This is a genomic window from Pseudobdellovibrionaceae bacterium (genome assembly GCA_020635075.1).
GTDB lineage: Bacteria > Bdellovibrionota > Bdellovibrionia > Bdellovibrionales > UBA1609 > JADZEO01.
Genome location: JACKAM010000004.1, coordinates 505,673 through 520,183, shown reverse-complemented (window position 1 = coordinate 520,183; position 14,511 = coordinate 505,673). Strand labels below are relative to the sequence as shown.

Annotated in this window: 13 protein-coding genes; 6 read left to right on the top strand and 7 right to left on the bottom strand. The window is 50.6% G+C overall.

Features of this window, described 5'->3' with window-relative positions:
• The 4 genes from H6624_19855 to rfaE1 all read right to left on the bottom strand — a co-directional run bounded on the left by H6624_19855 (position 1) and on the right by rfaE1 (position 4,479).
• On the bottom strand, positions 1-1,209 hold the full coding sequence (locus tag H6624_19855) for a hypothetical protein (GenBank protein ID MCB9086606.1): 1,209 nt from the start codon (positions 1,207-1,209) through the stop codon (positions 1-3).
• A gap of 117 nt (positions 1,210-1,326) precedes the next feature.
• Entirely contained in the window at positions 1,327-2,235 is a 909-nt protein-coding gene (locus H6624_19850; protein ID MCB9086605.1) for a bifunctional hydroxymethylpyrimidine kinase/phosphomethylpyrimidine kinase, read from the bottom strand.
• A 28-nt stretch (positions 2,236-2,263) separates the two neighbouring features.
• Positions 2,264-3,316 (bottom strand): 23S rRNA (adenine(2503)-C(2))-methyltransferase RlmN, encoded by a 1,053-nt coding sequence (rlmN, locus tag H6624_19845; GenBank protein MCB9086604.1) that lies wholly within the window; start codon positions 3,314-3,316, stop codon positions 2,264-2,266.
• A gap of 122 nt (positions 3,317-3,438) precedes the next feature.
• Positions 3,439-4,479 carry a D-glycero-beta-D-manno-heptose-7-phosphate kinase gene (gene rfaE1 / locus H6624_19840; GenBank protein ID MCB9086603.1) on the bottom strand — a complete coding sequence of 347 codons (1,041 nt, stop codon included), beginning with the start codon at positions 4,477-4,479 and terminating at the stop codon, positions 3,439-3,441.
• A gap of 215 nt (positions 4,480-4,694) precedes the next feature.
• On the opposite strand from rfaE1, the gene H6624_19835 reads away from it, so the two are divergent.
• From H6624_19835 to H6624_19820, 4 genes are read left to right on the top strand one after another with little or no spacing between them, the layout of a single operon-like run.
• A complete protein-coding gene (locus tag H6624_19835) occupies positions 4,695-5,951 on the top strand; it encodes a Glu/Leu/Phe/Val dehydrogenase (protein MCB9086602.1) in 1,257 nt (418 codons plus the stop codon).
• A complete protein-coding gene (locus tag H6624_19830) occupies positions 5,945-6,973 on the top strand; it encodes a quinone-dependent dihydroorotate dehydrogenase (protein ID MCB9086601.1) in 1,029 nt (342 codons plus the stop codon). The genes H6624_19835 and H6624_19830 overlap by 7 nt, the downstream gene beginning before the upstream one ends.
• Positions 6,974-6,976: 3 nt before the next feature.
• The gene (locus H6624_19825) at positions 6,977-7,390 is read left to right on the top strand and encodes a (deoxy)nucleoside triphosphate pyrophosphohydrolase (protein ID MCB9086600.1); all 414 of its coding nucleotides are present in this window, start codon (positions 6,977-6,979) and stop codon (positions 7,388-7,390) included.
• A 20-nt stretch (positions 7,391-7,410) separates the two neighbouring features.
• Complete coding sequence (locus H6624_19820; protein ID MCB9086599.1) at positions 7,411-8,523, top strand: glycosyltransferase family 4 protein; 1,113 nt, start codon at positions 7,411-7,413, stop codon at positions 8,521-8,523.
• Here H6624_19820 and H6624_19815 read toward each other — a convergent pair.
• Together H6624_19815 and H6624_19810 are read right to left on the bottom strand one after the other, a co-directional pair.
• Positions 8,493-10,001: an ABC transporter permease subunit gene (locus tag H6624_19815; GenBank protein MCB9086598.1), complete on the bottom strand. Its 1,509-nt coding sequence runs from the start codon at positions 9,999-10,001 to the stop codon at positions 8,493-8,495. The genes H6624_19820 and H6624_19815 overlap by 31 nt on opposite strands.
• Positions 9,991-11,121: an ABC transporter ATP-binding protein gene (locus tag H6624_19810; GenBank protein MCB9086597.1), complete on the bottom strand. Its 1,131-nt coding sequence runs from the start codon at positions 11,119-11,121 to the stop codon at positions 9,991-9,993. The genes H6624_19815 and H6624_19810 overlap by 11 nt, the downstream gene beginning before the upstream one ends.
• Positions 11,122-11,260: 139 nt before the next feature.
• Here H6624_19810 and H6624_19805 point away from each other — a divergent pair, with 139 nt between their 5' ends.
• A complete protein-coding gene (locus H6624_19805) occupies positions 11,261-12,577 on the top strand; it encodes a glycosyltransferase family 4 protein (GenBank protein MCB9086596.1) in 1,317 nt (438 codons plus the stop codon).
• A gap of 235 nt (positions 12,578-12,812) precedes the next feature.
• Positions 12,813-13,100: an integration host factor subunit beta gene (locus tag H6624_19800; GenBank protein MCB9086595.1), complete on the top strand. Its 288-nt coding sequence runs from the start codon at positions 12,813-12,815 to the stop codon at positions 13,098-13,100.
• Here the strand turns inward: H6624_19800 and genX are convergent.
• The gene (genX, locus tag H6624_19795; protein ID MCB9086594.1) at positions 13,097-14,449 is read right to left on the bottom strand and encodes an EF-P lysine aminoacylase GenX; all 1,353 of its coding nucleotides are present in this window, start codon (positions 14,447-14,449) and stop codon (positions 13,097-13,099) included. The two genes, H6624_19800 and genX, sit on opposite strands and share 4 nt — an antisense overlap.
• Positions 14,450-14,511 lie beyond the last annotated feature (62 nt).

Genomic DNA, 14,511 nt, shown 5'->3' with positions numbered 1-14,511 from the left:
TTACTTCGCCTTCTTCACGTTGCCTTCGTCTGCTCCCTCGAGCATGGTCAGGGCAATTCGCAGTGCCTTGACTGTTCTCTTGAGCATTTCCTGTTTGTCGTTCAGCTGCTTGTTGAGCTCCTGTCCCTTGTGCCGGTAGTTGTCCAGCTCCAAAGTGACCTGATCCATTTGCCTCTTGAGCTCAAGAATGATCTCATCCTTGTTCCTGACCAATGCTGAGCTTTCCATCTTCACCAGTTCAAGCCGGTTCTCCAACTCGCGCTCGCGAACACGTATTTTCTGAAGAGTGGTATTAAGGCGTAACTCCATCTCGTCAAGCTGGGTTTTGAGCTTGTCGATTTCGTTATCCTTGGCAGAAATGGATTTTTTAAGAATGTCCTTTTCCTCGTTAAGAGAAGAAACATCGAGGTTGTACTTCCCCTCCATGGTCTCGCTCTTAGCTAACAGCTCGTCTGCCTTTTTGCGTATCATCTCACCGGCGGTAACAAGCTTTTCGTTTTCGCCTCTTAGCCGCTCGATCACCTTTTCAAGTTCCAAAATTCTTTGCTGAGCAATGCGCAGGTTTTCACTCTGAGCAAGAGAAGCTTCAGCCGGGCCGATGACGCCTCCACTTCTGACTGGGGCAAAGCGACCGACAGACTGACGAACATTGTCCACGGCGGCACCAAAGGCTGATTGCTTGGCTGGCCGCTTGGTCTCTGCCTGGTCGGATCTCTCGGGTAGCACAAAGGTGCTCGACTGAGTGGCCTTCTCTCCCGTTGCCGTAAGAGGAACTTCCTTAGTGGGAAGAATCTTGGATTCACTCAAACGCAGAGTTTGATCGCTGGCCTTGGTGGTGGTGTGCTCTTCCCTCTTTCGACTGCCCTTGCCTGACCCTGCCGATTGAGGAGGCAAGGTTTCATCACTAGCAGCCGGCTTAAGCCCTGAATCAAAAAAGCCCTTGATGCTTCCGTCGTCATCACTCGAACCAACATCACGAATGCTCAATCCACTGGGCGCACCATCCCCCTCCGAGTCTTCCGACCCGAAAAATGGCGAGGAATCATCATCCAGGTGAATTGATCCACCAGAAGATTCTATTCCCTCAGGGCCATGATGATCTGCAGATGATTTCCTTTTCTGATGAGGAGGTTCAGCTGTTTCCTCATCATCAAGGAGATCATCCAAGATCATGCTGGTTGCTATGTCTTTTCCTTTTTTCGCATTCATCCGCATAACCTATCGGAAAATCAGGAAATTCGATGAATGGAAAAGCGCGAAAATAGGTCAAAATGGGCCACTTCTAGAGCATTAATCTAGACCTTGGGCCCATTTTTTAGGATTTTTCTAGCGGTGAGAGATCACGGCGTAGTAATCGGCCAGTCGTTTCTCGACCATGGGCCAATCAAGATGACGTAATGCGTCTACACCAAAGCCTTCAACAGTGAAACTGGCCATGATGCAACCGTGGATACAGGCCTGTTTCAGGTGCTGCAAACTCCAGCCGGAATCAAGCTTGGCCAGGTAACCAAAAAAGCCGCCAGCAAAGGTGTCGCCCGCTCCCGTTGGGTCCACCACGTGAGGAACTGGGAAGGCTGGAAGAATGAAAAACTGCTCATCGGCATAAAGAACAAAGCCATACTCACCACGCTTGATCACCACACCCCGAGGGCCCATGCCCGTAATCTCGCGGGCGGCTTGAATCGTGTTGCGGTTGCCAGTGAGTTGTTGAGCTTCTTTTTCATTAATCAAAAGCAGATCCACCCGGCGCAAAACCTTCTTCAAGTTTTCAGGGGAGGAATCGATCCAGAAGTTCATGGTGTCTGAGCCAACAAACTTGGGCTTGTCCACCTGATCCAAAACCTTGAGCTGTAGCTCGGGATCGATGTTTGCCAGGAACACAAAGTGAGAGTTCTTGTAGGTGTCAGGCAAACTAGGATTGAAGTTGGCGAAGACATTGAGCTGGGTGTCCAATGTAATCGCTTCGTTCATGTCGCCTTCATAGCGACCTTCCCAATGAAAAGTCTTACCCGGAACCTGCTGCAAGCCCTGCAAGTTCACCGGCCGTTTTTGGAACAAGTCGAAATCCTCTTTGCGGTAGTCATCCCCAACCACACCCACGACATTGATCTGAGTGTACAAAGACGCGGCCAAAGAAAAGTAATTGGCTGATCCGCCCAAGGTGTTCTCAGCTCGGCCTTCTGGTGTGGAAATTGTGTCATAGGCAACGCTACCCACGACTAAGATTTCTGACATATCCACTCTCCTCCCCCTTCTTGTAGCCCTACAGCGGCGGTGGCTGCTGCGGATGATTTTTGTACGCAGTCGTCAGCTGACCACAGGCTGCGTAAATATCTCGCCCCATGGTCTTGCGGCGTAAGACGTGAATGCCCAATCTCATCAGCTCATCCTGAAAGGCATCAACTGTTGAATCATCGGGGCGTTCAAATCCTGAGTCCGGATGTTCATTAAACGGAATTATATTAATCTTGCAAGGAACATCCTTGGTGATTTTGTATAGCCGCCGCGCATCCTCAATGGAATCGGTGATCCCCTTGAGAAGTACATACTCCAGAGTCACCTTGTCCTTCGCCTCACGCGCATGCTTTCGGCAGGCCTCCAGCAGATCTCGCAGGGGCCACTTGCGATTGATCGGCATGATCTGATTGCGAACTTCATCGGTGGTAGCGTTAAGACTCACGGCCAAACGGGTCCCACTCGCCGTCACCAAGGGAATCTGGGGAATTAATCCTGAAGTGGAAACCGTCACCTTCCTTCGAGAGAAGTTATAACCCCATGGGTTGTGCCAAATCTCAACCGCTCTAAAAACCGCATCGGGGTTATCTAAGGGCTCACCCATTCCCATAAACACCACATTGGTGATGCGAGTTCCCTCTGGCAGACTGTCCGACACCTGAACAAACTGCCCAACCACTTCCCAGGTCTCCAGACGACGCACCAGTTTTTGTTTGCCTGTAAAGCAAAACCGACAAGCCATATTGCATCCCACTTCAGTGGATACACACAAAGTCAGCCGACCTTTGGAGGGAATCAACACGGCCTCGACGGATCGCCCCTGACCCATATCGAACAGATATTTGCGAGTACCGTCTTCACTCACCCATTCCTTGATGAGTTCAGGCAAAGTGAAATCCAATAGCTCCGGAACTTCCTGGCGAAAGGCCTTTGACAGATTGGTCATCTTGTCAAAGTCCAAAACCCTCAGGCCATAAACCCAACGAAATAGCTGTTGAGCGCGGAACTTTTGCTTTCCACAGCCAACCAGGTATTGCTCTAGTTCGGGCTGAGTCAGCCCATAAAATTTCAACTTCTCCATACTCTCACTTTAACGCGTAGCGCGAAGCTATTGAAATATCACATCTTGGGGTGAAAAACACCTCTTCCCCGCAAATTTCATATCTATAAAAAGAAGCCTATTGTTAGATACTTATGCTTATTCTAAGCCTCTGGATGAAGCTCTTTTATGTAATCGACCAGCTCCTCCTGGCTACAGGGCACACAACCCACCTTGCCGACCACAACCCCGGCCGCAAAGTTGGCCAGAATACAGGATTCTGAAAGACTAAAACCAGATAGCCAAGCCAGAGCCAGAGCGGCAATCACTGTGTCACCCGCCCCTGTCACGTCGAAAACCTGCCTGGCGTAAGTGGGAAGCTGGGTGACTCTTTCCCCTTCGAACAGACTCATGCCCTTCTTCCCTTCAGTGATTACTAAGTTCTTAAGCCCCAGGTTCTTAACTAAGGCGCCACCCACCGCAAACAGGGAATCAGGACGATCACGAAGGTCATCAAATTCCAAACCTGAAAGATCATAGGCCTCGTCTCGGTTGGGCGTCATCAATGTGGCCCCACGATAATACTCGGCCGGAGTTTGTCGATTTGGATCCACCAACAGAGGCTTACCCTCCTGCTGACAGAGCTTCACGATCTCCTGAACACAGCGTTCGCTGACCACGCCTTTGGCATAGTCTTCTAAAACAACGCCCTGGGCGCCCGGCAGCAAGGAGGCTACCTTTGCCAACAGTTGATCTTCCACTTCTCGGGACAAGAAACGACGGTGCTCATAGTCGACCCGCACCAGGTGGTGGTGGCCAGACATCACCCGTAGTTTACGGGTAGTGGGGCGATCCTTATCCACAATCAAATGGTCAACCGGAACCCGTGCTTCCAACAGGAGCTTCTTCAGGTCCTCGCAGGCCGGATCAGCACCCACAACTCCCACCAGTAGCGGAATCCCACCTAGGCTGGCAATATTTTGGGCAACGTTGGTTGCCAAGCCCAACCGCCGGTCCTCTTGGTTCACTTCTAAGACGGGAACTGGGGCCTCTGGACTTATGCGGCGAACATCACCCATTACGTACTGGTCCAAACCCAAATCACCAACCACAATGATTTGACGACCATTGAGCTGATCAAGATGAGCAAGAATTTTTTCCCGGGCGGGCTTGAGCTGATTCGCTTCGACACTTGTGACGTTCATAGGCAAAAAGAGATATCACAATCGCCCCAAGAGTCACCTTTGTGGAGAAGTCTAGTGGGCCGCGTCGAGAGGCCCTTTTCCAGGCAAACTTTGCTAGTTATGTGGTTAACAAAGTGAAAAGATTTTGATTGTCACTCCTGAACAACAGGTGCAGATTCGGGGGTTAATTAAGGATTCATGAACTTCCGCTACAGATGTCTGAGGAGAACTAATAAATGGAAGGCTTAACGGACGGATCACTCTACCGCAACGTACTGGAGATCCTCAATAATTCCGCTGAACTGATTAAACTCAACCAAAACGTCCACGAACGCCTCAAAGCGCCGAGAAGAGCCCTGATCGTTGGTGTTCCCGTCAAAATGGATGACGGACATGTCCAGATCTTTTCCGGCTATCGCGTGCAACACAACCAAACGCTTGGCCCCTTCAAGGGTGGCTTACGCTACCACCCCTCTGTCACCCTCAGTGAGGTGGCGGGGCTTGCAGCTCTGATGACCTTCAAAAATTCACTTTTGGGTCTACCCCTAGGTGGAGCCAAAGGGGGAATCCAAGTGGATCCCCATGCCCTGTCAAAATCCGAAGCCGAAAGTCTGACCCGTCGATTCACGACTGAGATCAGTGGCATCATCGGGCCTGACAAGGATATTCCGGCACCAGATGTGGGAACTGATTCGCAAACCATGGCCTGGATGCTGGACACCTATTCCATGGAAATGGGCTATGCCCAGACTGGTGTGGTCACTGGCAAACCTGTTGAAATTGGTGGTTCTCAAGGTCGCGATTCCGCCACTGGCTTGGGCGTCGTTTACATCATCGAAAAGGCTCTTGAGACCCAGGGAAGAAAGCTTTCTGAATGTACAGTGGCTATTCAAGGTTTTGGTAAAGTGGGGATGCATGCGGCGATTGAGGCCTATGCGGTTGGTGCAAAAGTGGTGGCCGTCAGTGACGTCTCCGGAGCCCTCTATAATCCCAATGGAATCAACATTGGCGATTTGGTTCGCTACACCAAGGAAAAATCCTTCATAAAGGGCTTTCCAGAAGCCGAACCCATCTCCAACGATACGCTGCTGGAACTGGATGTCGACGTACTGGCCCCCTGCGCCCTTGATGGAGTGATCACACTCGAAAACGTCGATAAAATCAAAGCCCGGATTATCGTCGAGGGTGCCAATGGTCCAGTGACTGCCGGTGCCAGCATCGAACTTCACAAAAAGGGATGCTTGGTCGTACCCGACATTCTCGCCAACGGTGGGGGGGTTGTGGTCAGTTATTTTGAATGGGTCCAAGATATTGTCTGGTTATTCTGGTCAGAAGAAGAAGTACGCAGTAAGCTGAGGACAATCATGTACCGCTCCTTTGATCGGGTGTGGGACTTTGCCGACAAGAACAAACAAGATATGCGGGTATCAGCAATGGCGGTTTCACTGCAGAGACTTGAAAAGGCAATGTTGTTGAGGGGGCAGGCTTGGTAGAAAAACTCAAGCCCTGGCTTTGGATCCCTCCACAAACGGCTCACAATCTAGGCCCTATGTTTCTTAGGGCCTACGGTCGCATGAAACCACTGCAAACGCTGACCTGGTCTCCTTTTGCATGGCGGGATCTGGAGTTTACCAACCCACTGGGCATTGCCGGAGGCGTGGACAAAAATGCCGATTGCATTGACGGCTGGTGGGCGCTGGGAGCTGGCTTTATTGAGGTTGGCACTGTCACGCCCAAGCCCCAAGAGGGTCACAGTGGCAAAGTGATGGACCGAAACAAAGGGGCGCAGGCCGTCTGGAACAAAATGGGATTTCCCAGTCGCGGGGTTGAACATGTCGTGCGCCAACTGAAGTCTCTCTATCAGCCTCACTTCACACCAATTTTCGTTAATATTGGGAAAAACAAGGCCACTCCCTTGGATCGGGCTTCCGATGACTATGTCAACTGCATGAAGCATCTTGCGGGCCTTGCTGACGCTTTTGTGATTAACATTAGCAGCCCCAACACAGAGGGCCTTCGGGAGCTTCTGGAGCCTGATAATCTGAATAAATTTCTCGAACCACTGGTCCGCGCTAATCAGGAGATTCTTGGCTCGCGCTCATCGGACCAGGGAACGCCACTGCTATTAAAAATCAGCCCCGATATCACGATCGAGGAGCTGAATAAGGTTTTGGAAATTTCCCTAAACCACAACATCGATGGCTGGATTTTGACTAACACCAGCCTAGGCATGCGCGAAGGTCTTCACTTTCCCTCTGATGGAGGGGTATCTGGTCTTCCCTTGGCCAAGAGATCAAAGGAAATGCTTTCCCAAACTGTCAATTATCTTGGCGACAGAAGGGAAGGCAAGTTGATCGTGTCTTCTGGTGGAGTCATGAGTCCGGCAGATGTTTTTGAGAGACTCAAAATGGGAGCAAACTTAGTTCAGGTTTATTCCTCACTGATTTTTAGTGGTCCGTTCTTTTTTAGAGATGTGGCTGAGCAGGCTGCTCTCAGCCCTGGCCTGAAGAGTTAACCGGTGGCCATAAAAAAGAAACGCCCGACCTGGATACCGGTAGTCACCGGGCTCATTCGCAAAAATGGAGATCTTCTCGTAGGGTTGAGACCAACCGGAGCCAGCATGGCTGGAGTTTGGGAGTTCCCTGGTGGAAAAGTCGAGCCTGGAGAAGATCCCATCAAAGCGTTGCGGCGAGAGCTTTCGGAGGAGTTGGGAATTGAAGCAGATGTCGGCGACCTCAAATTTGTTTCCAGCCATCGTTATGGGGAAACGAATATTCTGCTGATGTTTTTTGAAGTCTGTTACTGGCGTGGCGAACCAAAACCCATCCACCATCAAGACCTGCGCTGGATCTCCCTAAGCGAGTTGCCTAAGTTGGAATTGCCAGAAGCCAATCGAGCCGTCTTACCCAGAATTCGCGAAGCACTCGAATAGCAAAGGAAGCTAAGGCGATCATGGCACGAGTCTTACTGGTCACTCCTAACCTTCCCCCCTCGCCTGAACCGGAGAGCCTGCTCGGATGGCGCCTGGCGAATACCCTGGCCGAGAGTCAACATGAGGTTAAGATTCTCACTGGTCCCCACCCTTACCAGGACTTTCCCCAGTTCCATAACCGAGTTGAAGTGCTGCAAATCTTCAAGCGTTGGTCCCTGCTGGAAATGCCTCGACTGTTTCCGCTTTGGCTACAATGGCGACCTGAGGTTTTACATCTTCTGCCTCCACCCCGCCCCAGCTCCCTATGGTACAGCTTGCCCATGACCCCAGGTGCTTTTCCCATGTTGCCTCGCCCGAAGGTCATTGCTTCCTTTTGGCGATTGCCGGAGAGGGGGTGGGTCTTCCAGTCAGCCGCTCTTGATGCAGTTACCGTCGCCAACGAGAACCAAAGGCATCGCCTGACCTCACAGCCGGGACGCCAACCCTGGGTCGAAACCCTTCGCCTGTTCGACGGGCGTCGACCCTTTGCCTTTACGGAAAGGCTTCTGCCCTCTGACTTCAATCCTTATGTCTTCGTACCCGGCCCACTCACTGAACATGAAGACCCAGAACTACCATTGAGGTTGGCGATTCAGGTCTTACCCACTCGTCCCCACTGGCATTTCGTCATTGGTGGTCAAATGGATGATCTCGGCTTTAAAAAAGCCCGTGAGTGGTGGAATCAACTTGGAGCCCATGGAATAGTTGATCGCTTGTTCTTTACTGGCCCAGTTGAGGTGATGCAGATTACCGATTTGATTAAGGAGGCCGATGTTCTATTAACGGCCTCCCTAAAGTTGGAGTCTTTCCAAACGTCTCTGGCTCTTCAAGCCGGGCACACCTACGCCAGGCCCATTGTCATGAATACAGCCCAGGCGACCTATGATTCCTACACTTGGGATCACGAACACTCAGCCTGCGTGTGCTCCCGGCCATTTTCCGAAATGACGGCACAATTGGAATTGGTGATGGACAACCAGGTCATGCGCCAGCGTCTACATGAAAACCTCCTGAGAACTTCTCATGAAATGACGGATCATGCGGTCAATGTCTTGAGTCGACTCTATTTGGCGACAGGTCCTGCCTCGATTTGACCATATTTTTGATTGGTGAGCTTCTCCAGAATATCAAAGAACAACTCAACAGCTACAGCCAACAGGGCTGCAGGTATGGCTCCCTGAAGGATAACTCCTGGGTCGTTCAAAGCCAATCCCGTGACGATCGGCTCACCAAGGCCTCCGGCGCCAATAAATGCTGCAAGAGTTGCGGTCCCCACGTTGATAACGGCTGCAGTTCTCAAGCCCGTTAGGATCACCGGCAAAGCAAGAGGCATTTCGACGAGACGGAGAATTTCTAAGGGATAAAGACCAATTCCTCGCGCCACGAGACGCAATTGGGGATTGATGGAGGAAAGGGCCGAATAAGTATTTCTTAGAATCGGTAATAAACTGTAGAGAAATAGTCCAATAACTGCCGGCTTTACCCCTATTCCAAATATGGGAATCATGAAAGCCAAAAGGGCAATTGAAGGAATCGTTTGTAACAGCCCAGCTCCCACCAACACCGGGCGAGCCCAAAGCGAAGGTAGGCGAAACAATAACACCCCCAACGGAATGGACACAAACGCGGCAAGAAACATGGCCAGAAAGGTCAAACTCAAATGGCGCCCAGTTCTTCTCATCAGCAGAGCGAGGTCCCACCGGCCGGAAACCTGCCGACTCTCCCTAATAAGGCCTTTTTCCATCAAAAACTGCTGAGCAATTTCGGCAAACGACAAATGGCCCAATTCCGCCTGAGCGTTGAGCTTGATCATGGTGGACTCGTCAACTAGACCTCCCAGTGATTCAAGTGTGAGGCGAACTCCCTCAGGCAAACCCTTTCGCGCCAGAGGCGCGGCCAAATAGAGGGGAAAAAAACTTTTGTCATCCTCCAGAACCTTGAGGCCGGCCTTCTCGATCTTAGCATCCGTGGTGTAGACGTCCATTACGTCTGCATGACCTGCCGCCAGCGCATCATAAGCCAGGTTGTGCTCCAAACCATTGACTTCCATTCTCAGTGAGTAAACCTTCTCCAGTGCTCTCCAACCATCAGAACGCTTGATAAATTCGTGACTGAAAACTGCTTTCAGGTCTTGGTGAGCACTCAAGTCGCTGATCTTGTTAAAATCTCCCTCATGGGGATGATTTCCTCGCAAAGCCAATGCATAGGTGTTGTTAAAACCAAAAGGTTTAAGCAAAAGGAGCCCTTGGGTTTTATCTAGCTGATCTCGGAGATCGTTCCAAGCCAAGTTCTCCGTCCGTTTAAGAATAGCTTGCACAATGGTGCCCGTGTATTCAGGATAAACATCGATTTCACCTGCCTGAAGTGCTGAGTAGGCAATCATAGTGCCACCCAATCCGCTCATTCTCTTCACTTTGAAGCCTTTGTCCTCCAGAACCTGAGCCATAATCTCCGCGAGAATGTAATTTTCAGTAAATCTCTTTGAGCCAATACGAATCACATCGGAACCCATGGCCGCCTGAGATTGGAGAACCATCATAAGAACCAGTGTGGTCAGCCATTTACAGTGCATGAATGGCCTCCTCACTCATGCTCCCCTTTAAAGTCCCTTCGTCACTCACCACCGGTAAAACCGCGTGTTGGGAACGGAACATGAGCTTCAGTCCATTGAGTAAATGATCCCTCTCGTTAATGGTGGTTATCTGAGACAGCCATTGGGGGGCTTCACCCTCACTAGGAGCACATAAGGCAAGAAAGCCACCCATCTCGGTGACCTTAAAAAGCCACTGAACTTTCTCTGATCTCAACTTAGCCAAGAGATTCTGCCAGGACGAAAAGCTGGCAATCTCCTCATCTCCCCTCCAAAGCTGCCAATCTCCCCTGCCTCGCTCAATGACCTTCCATGGGTCGGGATTCATGACGGAGTAAACAAGAATATCCTCAAGCAGTTGGCCGGCCGAGCGGGAGTGAAGAAACTCTTCCACATATACTGAACTTGGTTTGAGCAGTAGCGTATTGGGGCGACCAGACTGCTCCACCCTCCCGGCGTTCAACAAAATCAGCTGGTCACTCATTTTGAAGGCTTCATTTAAATCATGGGTCACCAAGATGATTGTCAGTCCCAGGCGTTTTTGCAGGCGCAAAACCTCGTCCTGGATCTCGCGACGGGTAATGGGGTCGAGAGCGCCAAATGGCTCATCCATCAACAGCACATCAGGTTCCATGAAAATGGCCCTGGCCAAACTCACCCGCTGCTGTTGTCCGCCACTCATCTCCCTGGGGCGCTTGGACAAAAACTCTTTTGGCTCCAACTGAACCAGGTCAAACACTTCTTCCGCTCTTCGCAGAATTCTCCTTTTTTCCCAACCGGCCTGACGAGCAACGAGAGAAATGTTGTCCAGACTATTATAATGGGGAAACAAAGCACTACCCTGAATGGCATAACCCATTTGTCGGCGGACCTCCACAATGCAAGAATAGTCCAGTTCCTTTCCTCGGTAAAAAACTTGCCCCTCGGTTGGTCGCTCCAAGCCATTCATCAGGCGAAGACAGGTCGTCTTCCCACAGCCACTTTCGCCAATCAGGGAGTATATGAGATGGGGTTCAAACTCCAGGCACAATCCATCCAGGACTCTGTGGCCGCCAAAATTTTTTGCCAGACCCTGAAAACGAATGAGCGGTGATTCTGCCAATGGAAGCCCTTTCAACTGAGTTGACCTAGGTCGTATTCAAGAGATTGGTTTTCATTCTGCGGATCGAATTGCGATCTGTCCAGGCTAGTGGCATACTAGCACTCAATAGGTTTCTTTTTTACAGGGTGTCCAAAATTTAATGCCTAAACTTCCTCTGCCGGAAAAACTCAATATTTGCCTTGTCTCACGGAAATTCCCGATTTTGGGGCGCGCTGCCGATCATGGCTTTCTTTGGCCCATTGCTCGACGCCTCGCTGAAAGCGGCCATAAAGTGACCGTGCTGTCCTGGAAAAATCCCCAGGGCAAAAAGGAGATCCTGCAGGATGATGTGATGGCATTCTTCTTGGGTGAAGGGACATATCACACTCTCGACCAGTTTCCAGAATTGGTGCGCAATAAGTTTATTTCTCTCCACCATGAACGACCTTTTCACATTGTTCACAGCATTGATCGCAGTGGGTATTTGATTGGCAAAAAACGCAAACAACTCAAGGTGGCCATGGCCTATGACGTGGACGCCACCCATATGGCAGAGCTGTTTGCTCTTATGGGCTTGGCTCAGGAAACAGTGACCTCAGTCTTGCGAACTGCGGTGCTTGTCGGATCCAAATATCTGGTGAGCTATTATGGTCAGGATCGTCCTCTGCTGAATACGGCGGACGCTGTCTTTGTCACTAGCCCTCAGCAATCCATTGCCCTGGAGCGATACTATTTGTATCCCGAAATGAGGACCTATCGGGTTCCCTACGGCATCGAAATAACAGATTTGTCACCTCGGGAAAAGTCGGACGAGTTGAGAAAAAAGTTGGGCCTCCCCGGAAATGCCCACACGGTGGTGACTATTACGGATATGACCGAAATCGGGGAGATGCGAAATTTGCTGAGGGCCTTTGAAAAAGTCGCAGTCAAGAAACCTTCAAGTCGACTCATTATTGTCGGCCACGGCCCTTTGAAAAAGGATATCGAGTACGAAATGTTGTGCCTAGCCCTGGGAAGCAAAGTTATTTTCACTGGCGCGATTCCTAATACGGCCCTGCCTGACTACATTGCTTTGGCCGATGTATTTGTAAATATCAGTTCCCGCACCTCGGGATTTGAACCAAGCCTGCTGGAAGCCATGGCCCAAAAGAAAGTCATCATTGGTTCTGAGGTCAGTCCCATGGGTACCATCGTCGAAGATGGTCGCGATGGATTTCTGGTTCGCCCGGCCGATGTTCACTCACTCAGCACGCTGTTGATACAGGTGTTTTCCGATCAACTGCCAGCTCGGGAGATTGGTGAAAGTGCGCGCAACAAGATCCTTAACCTGTTCGATATGGAAAAGATGGTTAAGGAAACAATTGAGGCCTATCGGCGCACCCTTTTTTCCACTGGTCTTTATGAGCGCCCAAAGCCTGCCTCTTCCCGCCGGCAAGGGCCGCGGGTAAAGGTCCAAAGTCCAGATTCCCAGCTTTAAGATTCGGTCAAGAAGAGGCCAAATGGCGGCTGCATGGAGATAGGGCTCCGTTTGCTGCTTGGCATGATGTGTAACTAGTCTGATTTTCTCAAGAAAATGGCTCGAATTAGGCAAAATGGCTTTCCAATCGCCTCCGAGAGGATTACCATAAGTAAGTAGTTTCAATACGTTAGAAACACTGTCCGAAACGACCGAGAGTAGACTAGAACGGCGCTCTTGTGAATAAGGGGAGACCATGACGAAAGCGGATTTGATAAACGTCATTGCAGAGAAGGCAGGCATCACGCGAGTAAAAGCAGAGACTGTGGTGAACACCATTTTTGATTCCATGGTGGAAGCTCTTATGCGCAATGATCGCATTGAGATTCGTGGATTTGGATCTTTCGTCAATCGCATGTATGGCGCCTACAAGGGACGTAATCCCCGCACCGGCGAAGTGATCAATGTGAGTGAAAAGAAGCTGCCCTTCTTCAAAGTTGGAAAAGAACTCAAAGAGGACATCAACAACCACGAAAACGGCTAAAGGCTGTCTTCGATCGAAAAGGCACGGACCCTGCGAATGTCTTCAATTCCGGTCCCCGCCATAAAGAGACGTTCCAATCCAAGCGCAATGCCTCCTGATGGAGGCATTCCCGTTTTAAGGGCCGCTAGGAATTTCTCATCCACGGGCAAGGACTTACGACCTCTTTCAGTTCTTTCTCGATTGTCCCTCTCACAACGCCGAGCCTGCTCTTCAGGATCGTTCAGCTCATTGAAGGCATTGGCAATTTCCAATCCCTGCCAATAGAATTCAAATCGGTCGGCCCAGCCATCTGAAGTCAGGCGAGCCAAAGCCGCCTGGCTTGGCGGAAAGTGGGTCACAATTAGGGGACCCAACTCTGCTAACAATGGTTCTATTTTGGCTAAAAATAACAGATGAAAAAGATCATCCCAAGGCTCATAGCCTTCAATTGGGAGCTGCCATTTATAACACTGATCCGTTAAATCCCGTCGACTGGTTTCGGGAGTGAGATCAAAATCCAAAAAGCGTCGAAAGAGATCTGACATTCGACATTGGCTTATCTTTGGGCACACTCCCTCAAATGTCCCTGCTGCATACAGATACTGGAGCAGACCCTCAATGTCCTTGCCAATATGCTTGAGATCTGCAAAGGCCCGATACCACTCCAGCATCCAAAACTCCGGCTGGTGATGATCGGAGACCTCTCCGTCCCGATAGCACACCTTAATCTCAAATAGGTCTCCAGTTCCCATGGCTAAGAGTTTTTTGAGATGTAACTCTGGCGACGTGGGCAAGTAAAGAGTCTTTCCTCCTGCCGACCCAGTAACGACCTGAACCTCAAGCGGATCCAAAGTCGGCTCCATCCCGGGGCACACCACCAAAGAAGGCGTCCAGACTTCGCGGCACCCCGACTGGGTAAAATACTCTCTGACTCTTGCCACAAACTGAGACCACTTTTGGCCTGTCACCCAATACCCCGGTTTTCCGGGGTACTCATTCTGGCAGGGAGCCAAAAGTACCATTGTCTCTATGCGCGCCTGCAAGCTTCGAGAACCCCACTGGCAATCATTTAGGTCCAACCAAATGCAGTCCCCCGGCTGAATCACCTTCCGGCCGTCTACAACCTTGTCGTCCTTCCCCACCAGGGGCCATGCCCCTTTCAGCTCCACTTCCCAAATTTCATCTTGAGACCCCAGCCTAAGCAAACCTTCCCGGTCACTTAAGCTGAGGACCTTGGCCCCCAAGCGAAGCTCAGGCAAAAATTTTTTTTCCAGGTGTTTGAGGTCAGAAACTCTTAAAGAACCATCCCGCATCGAGGGGTAGGGCTCCCAAATGGAATCTAGATAGTTCTGACGATCAATCGATGGCATTGGCAACTCCAGTTGGACAGGTATGGCAAAAAGTTCGACAAATCAAGGGCAATTGCCTGCTC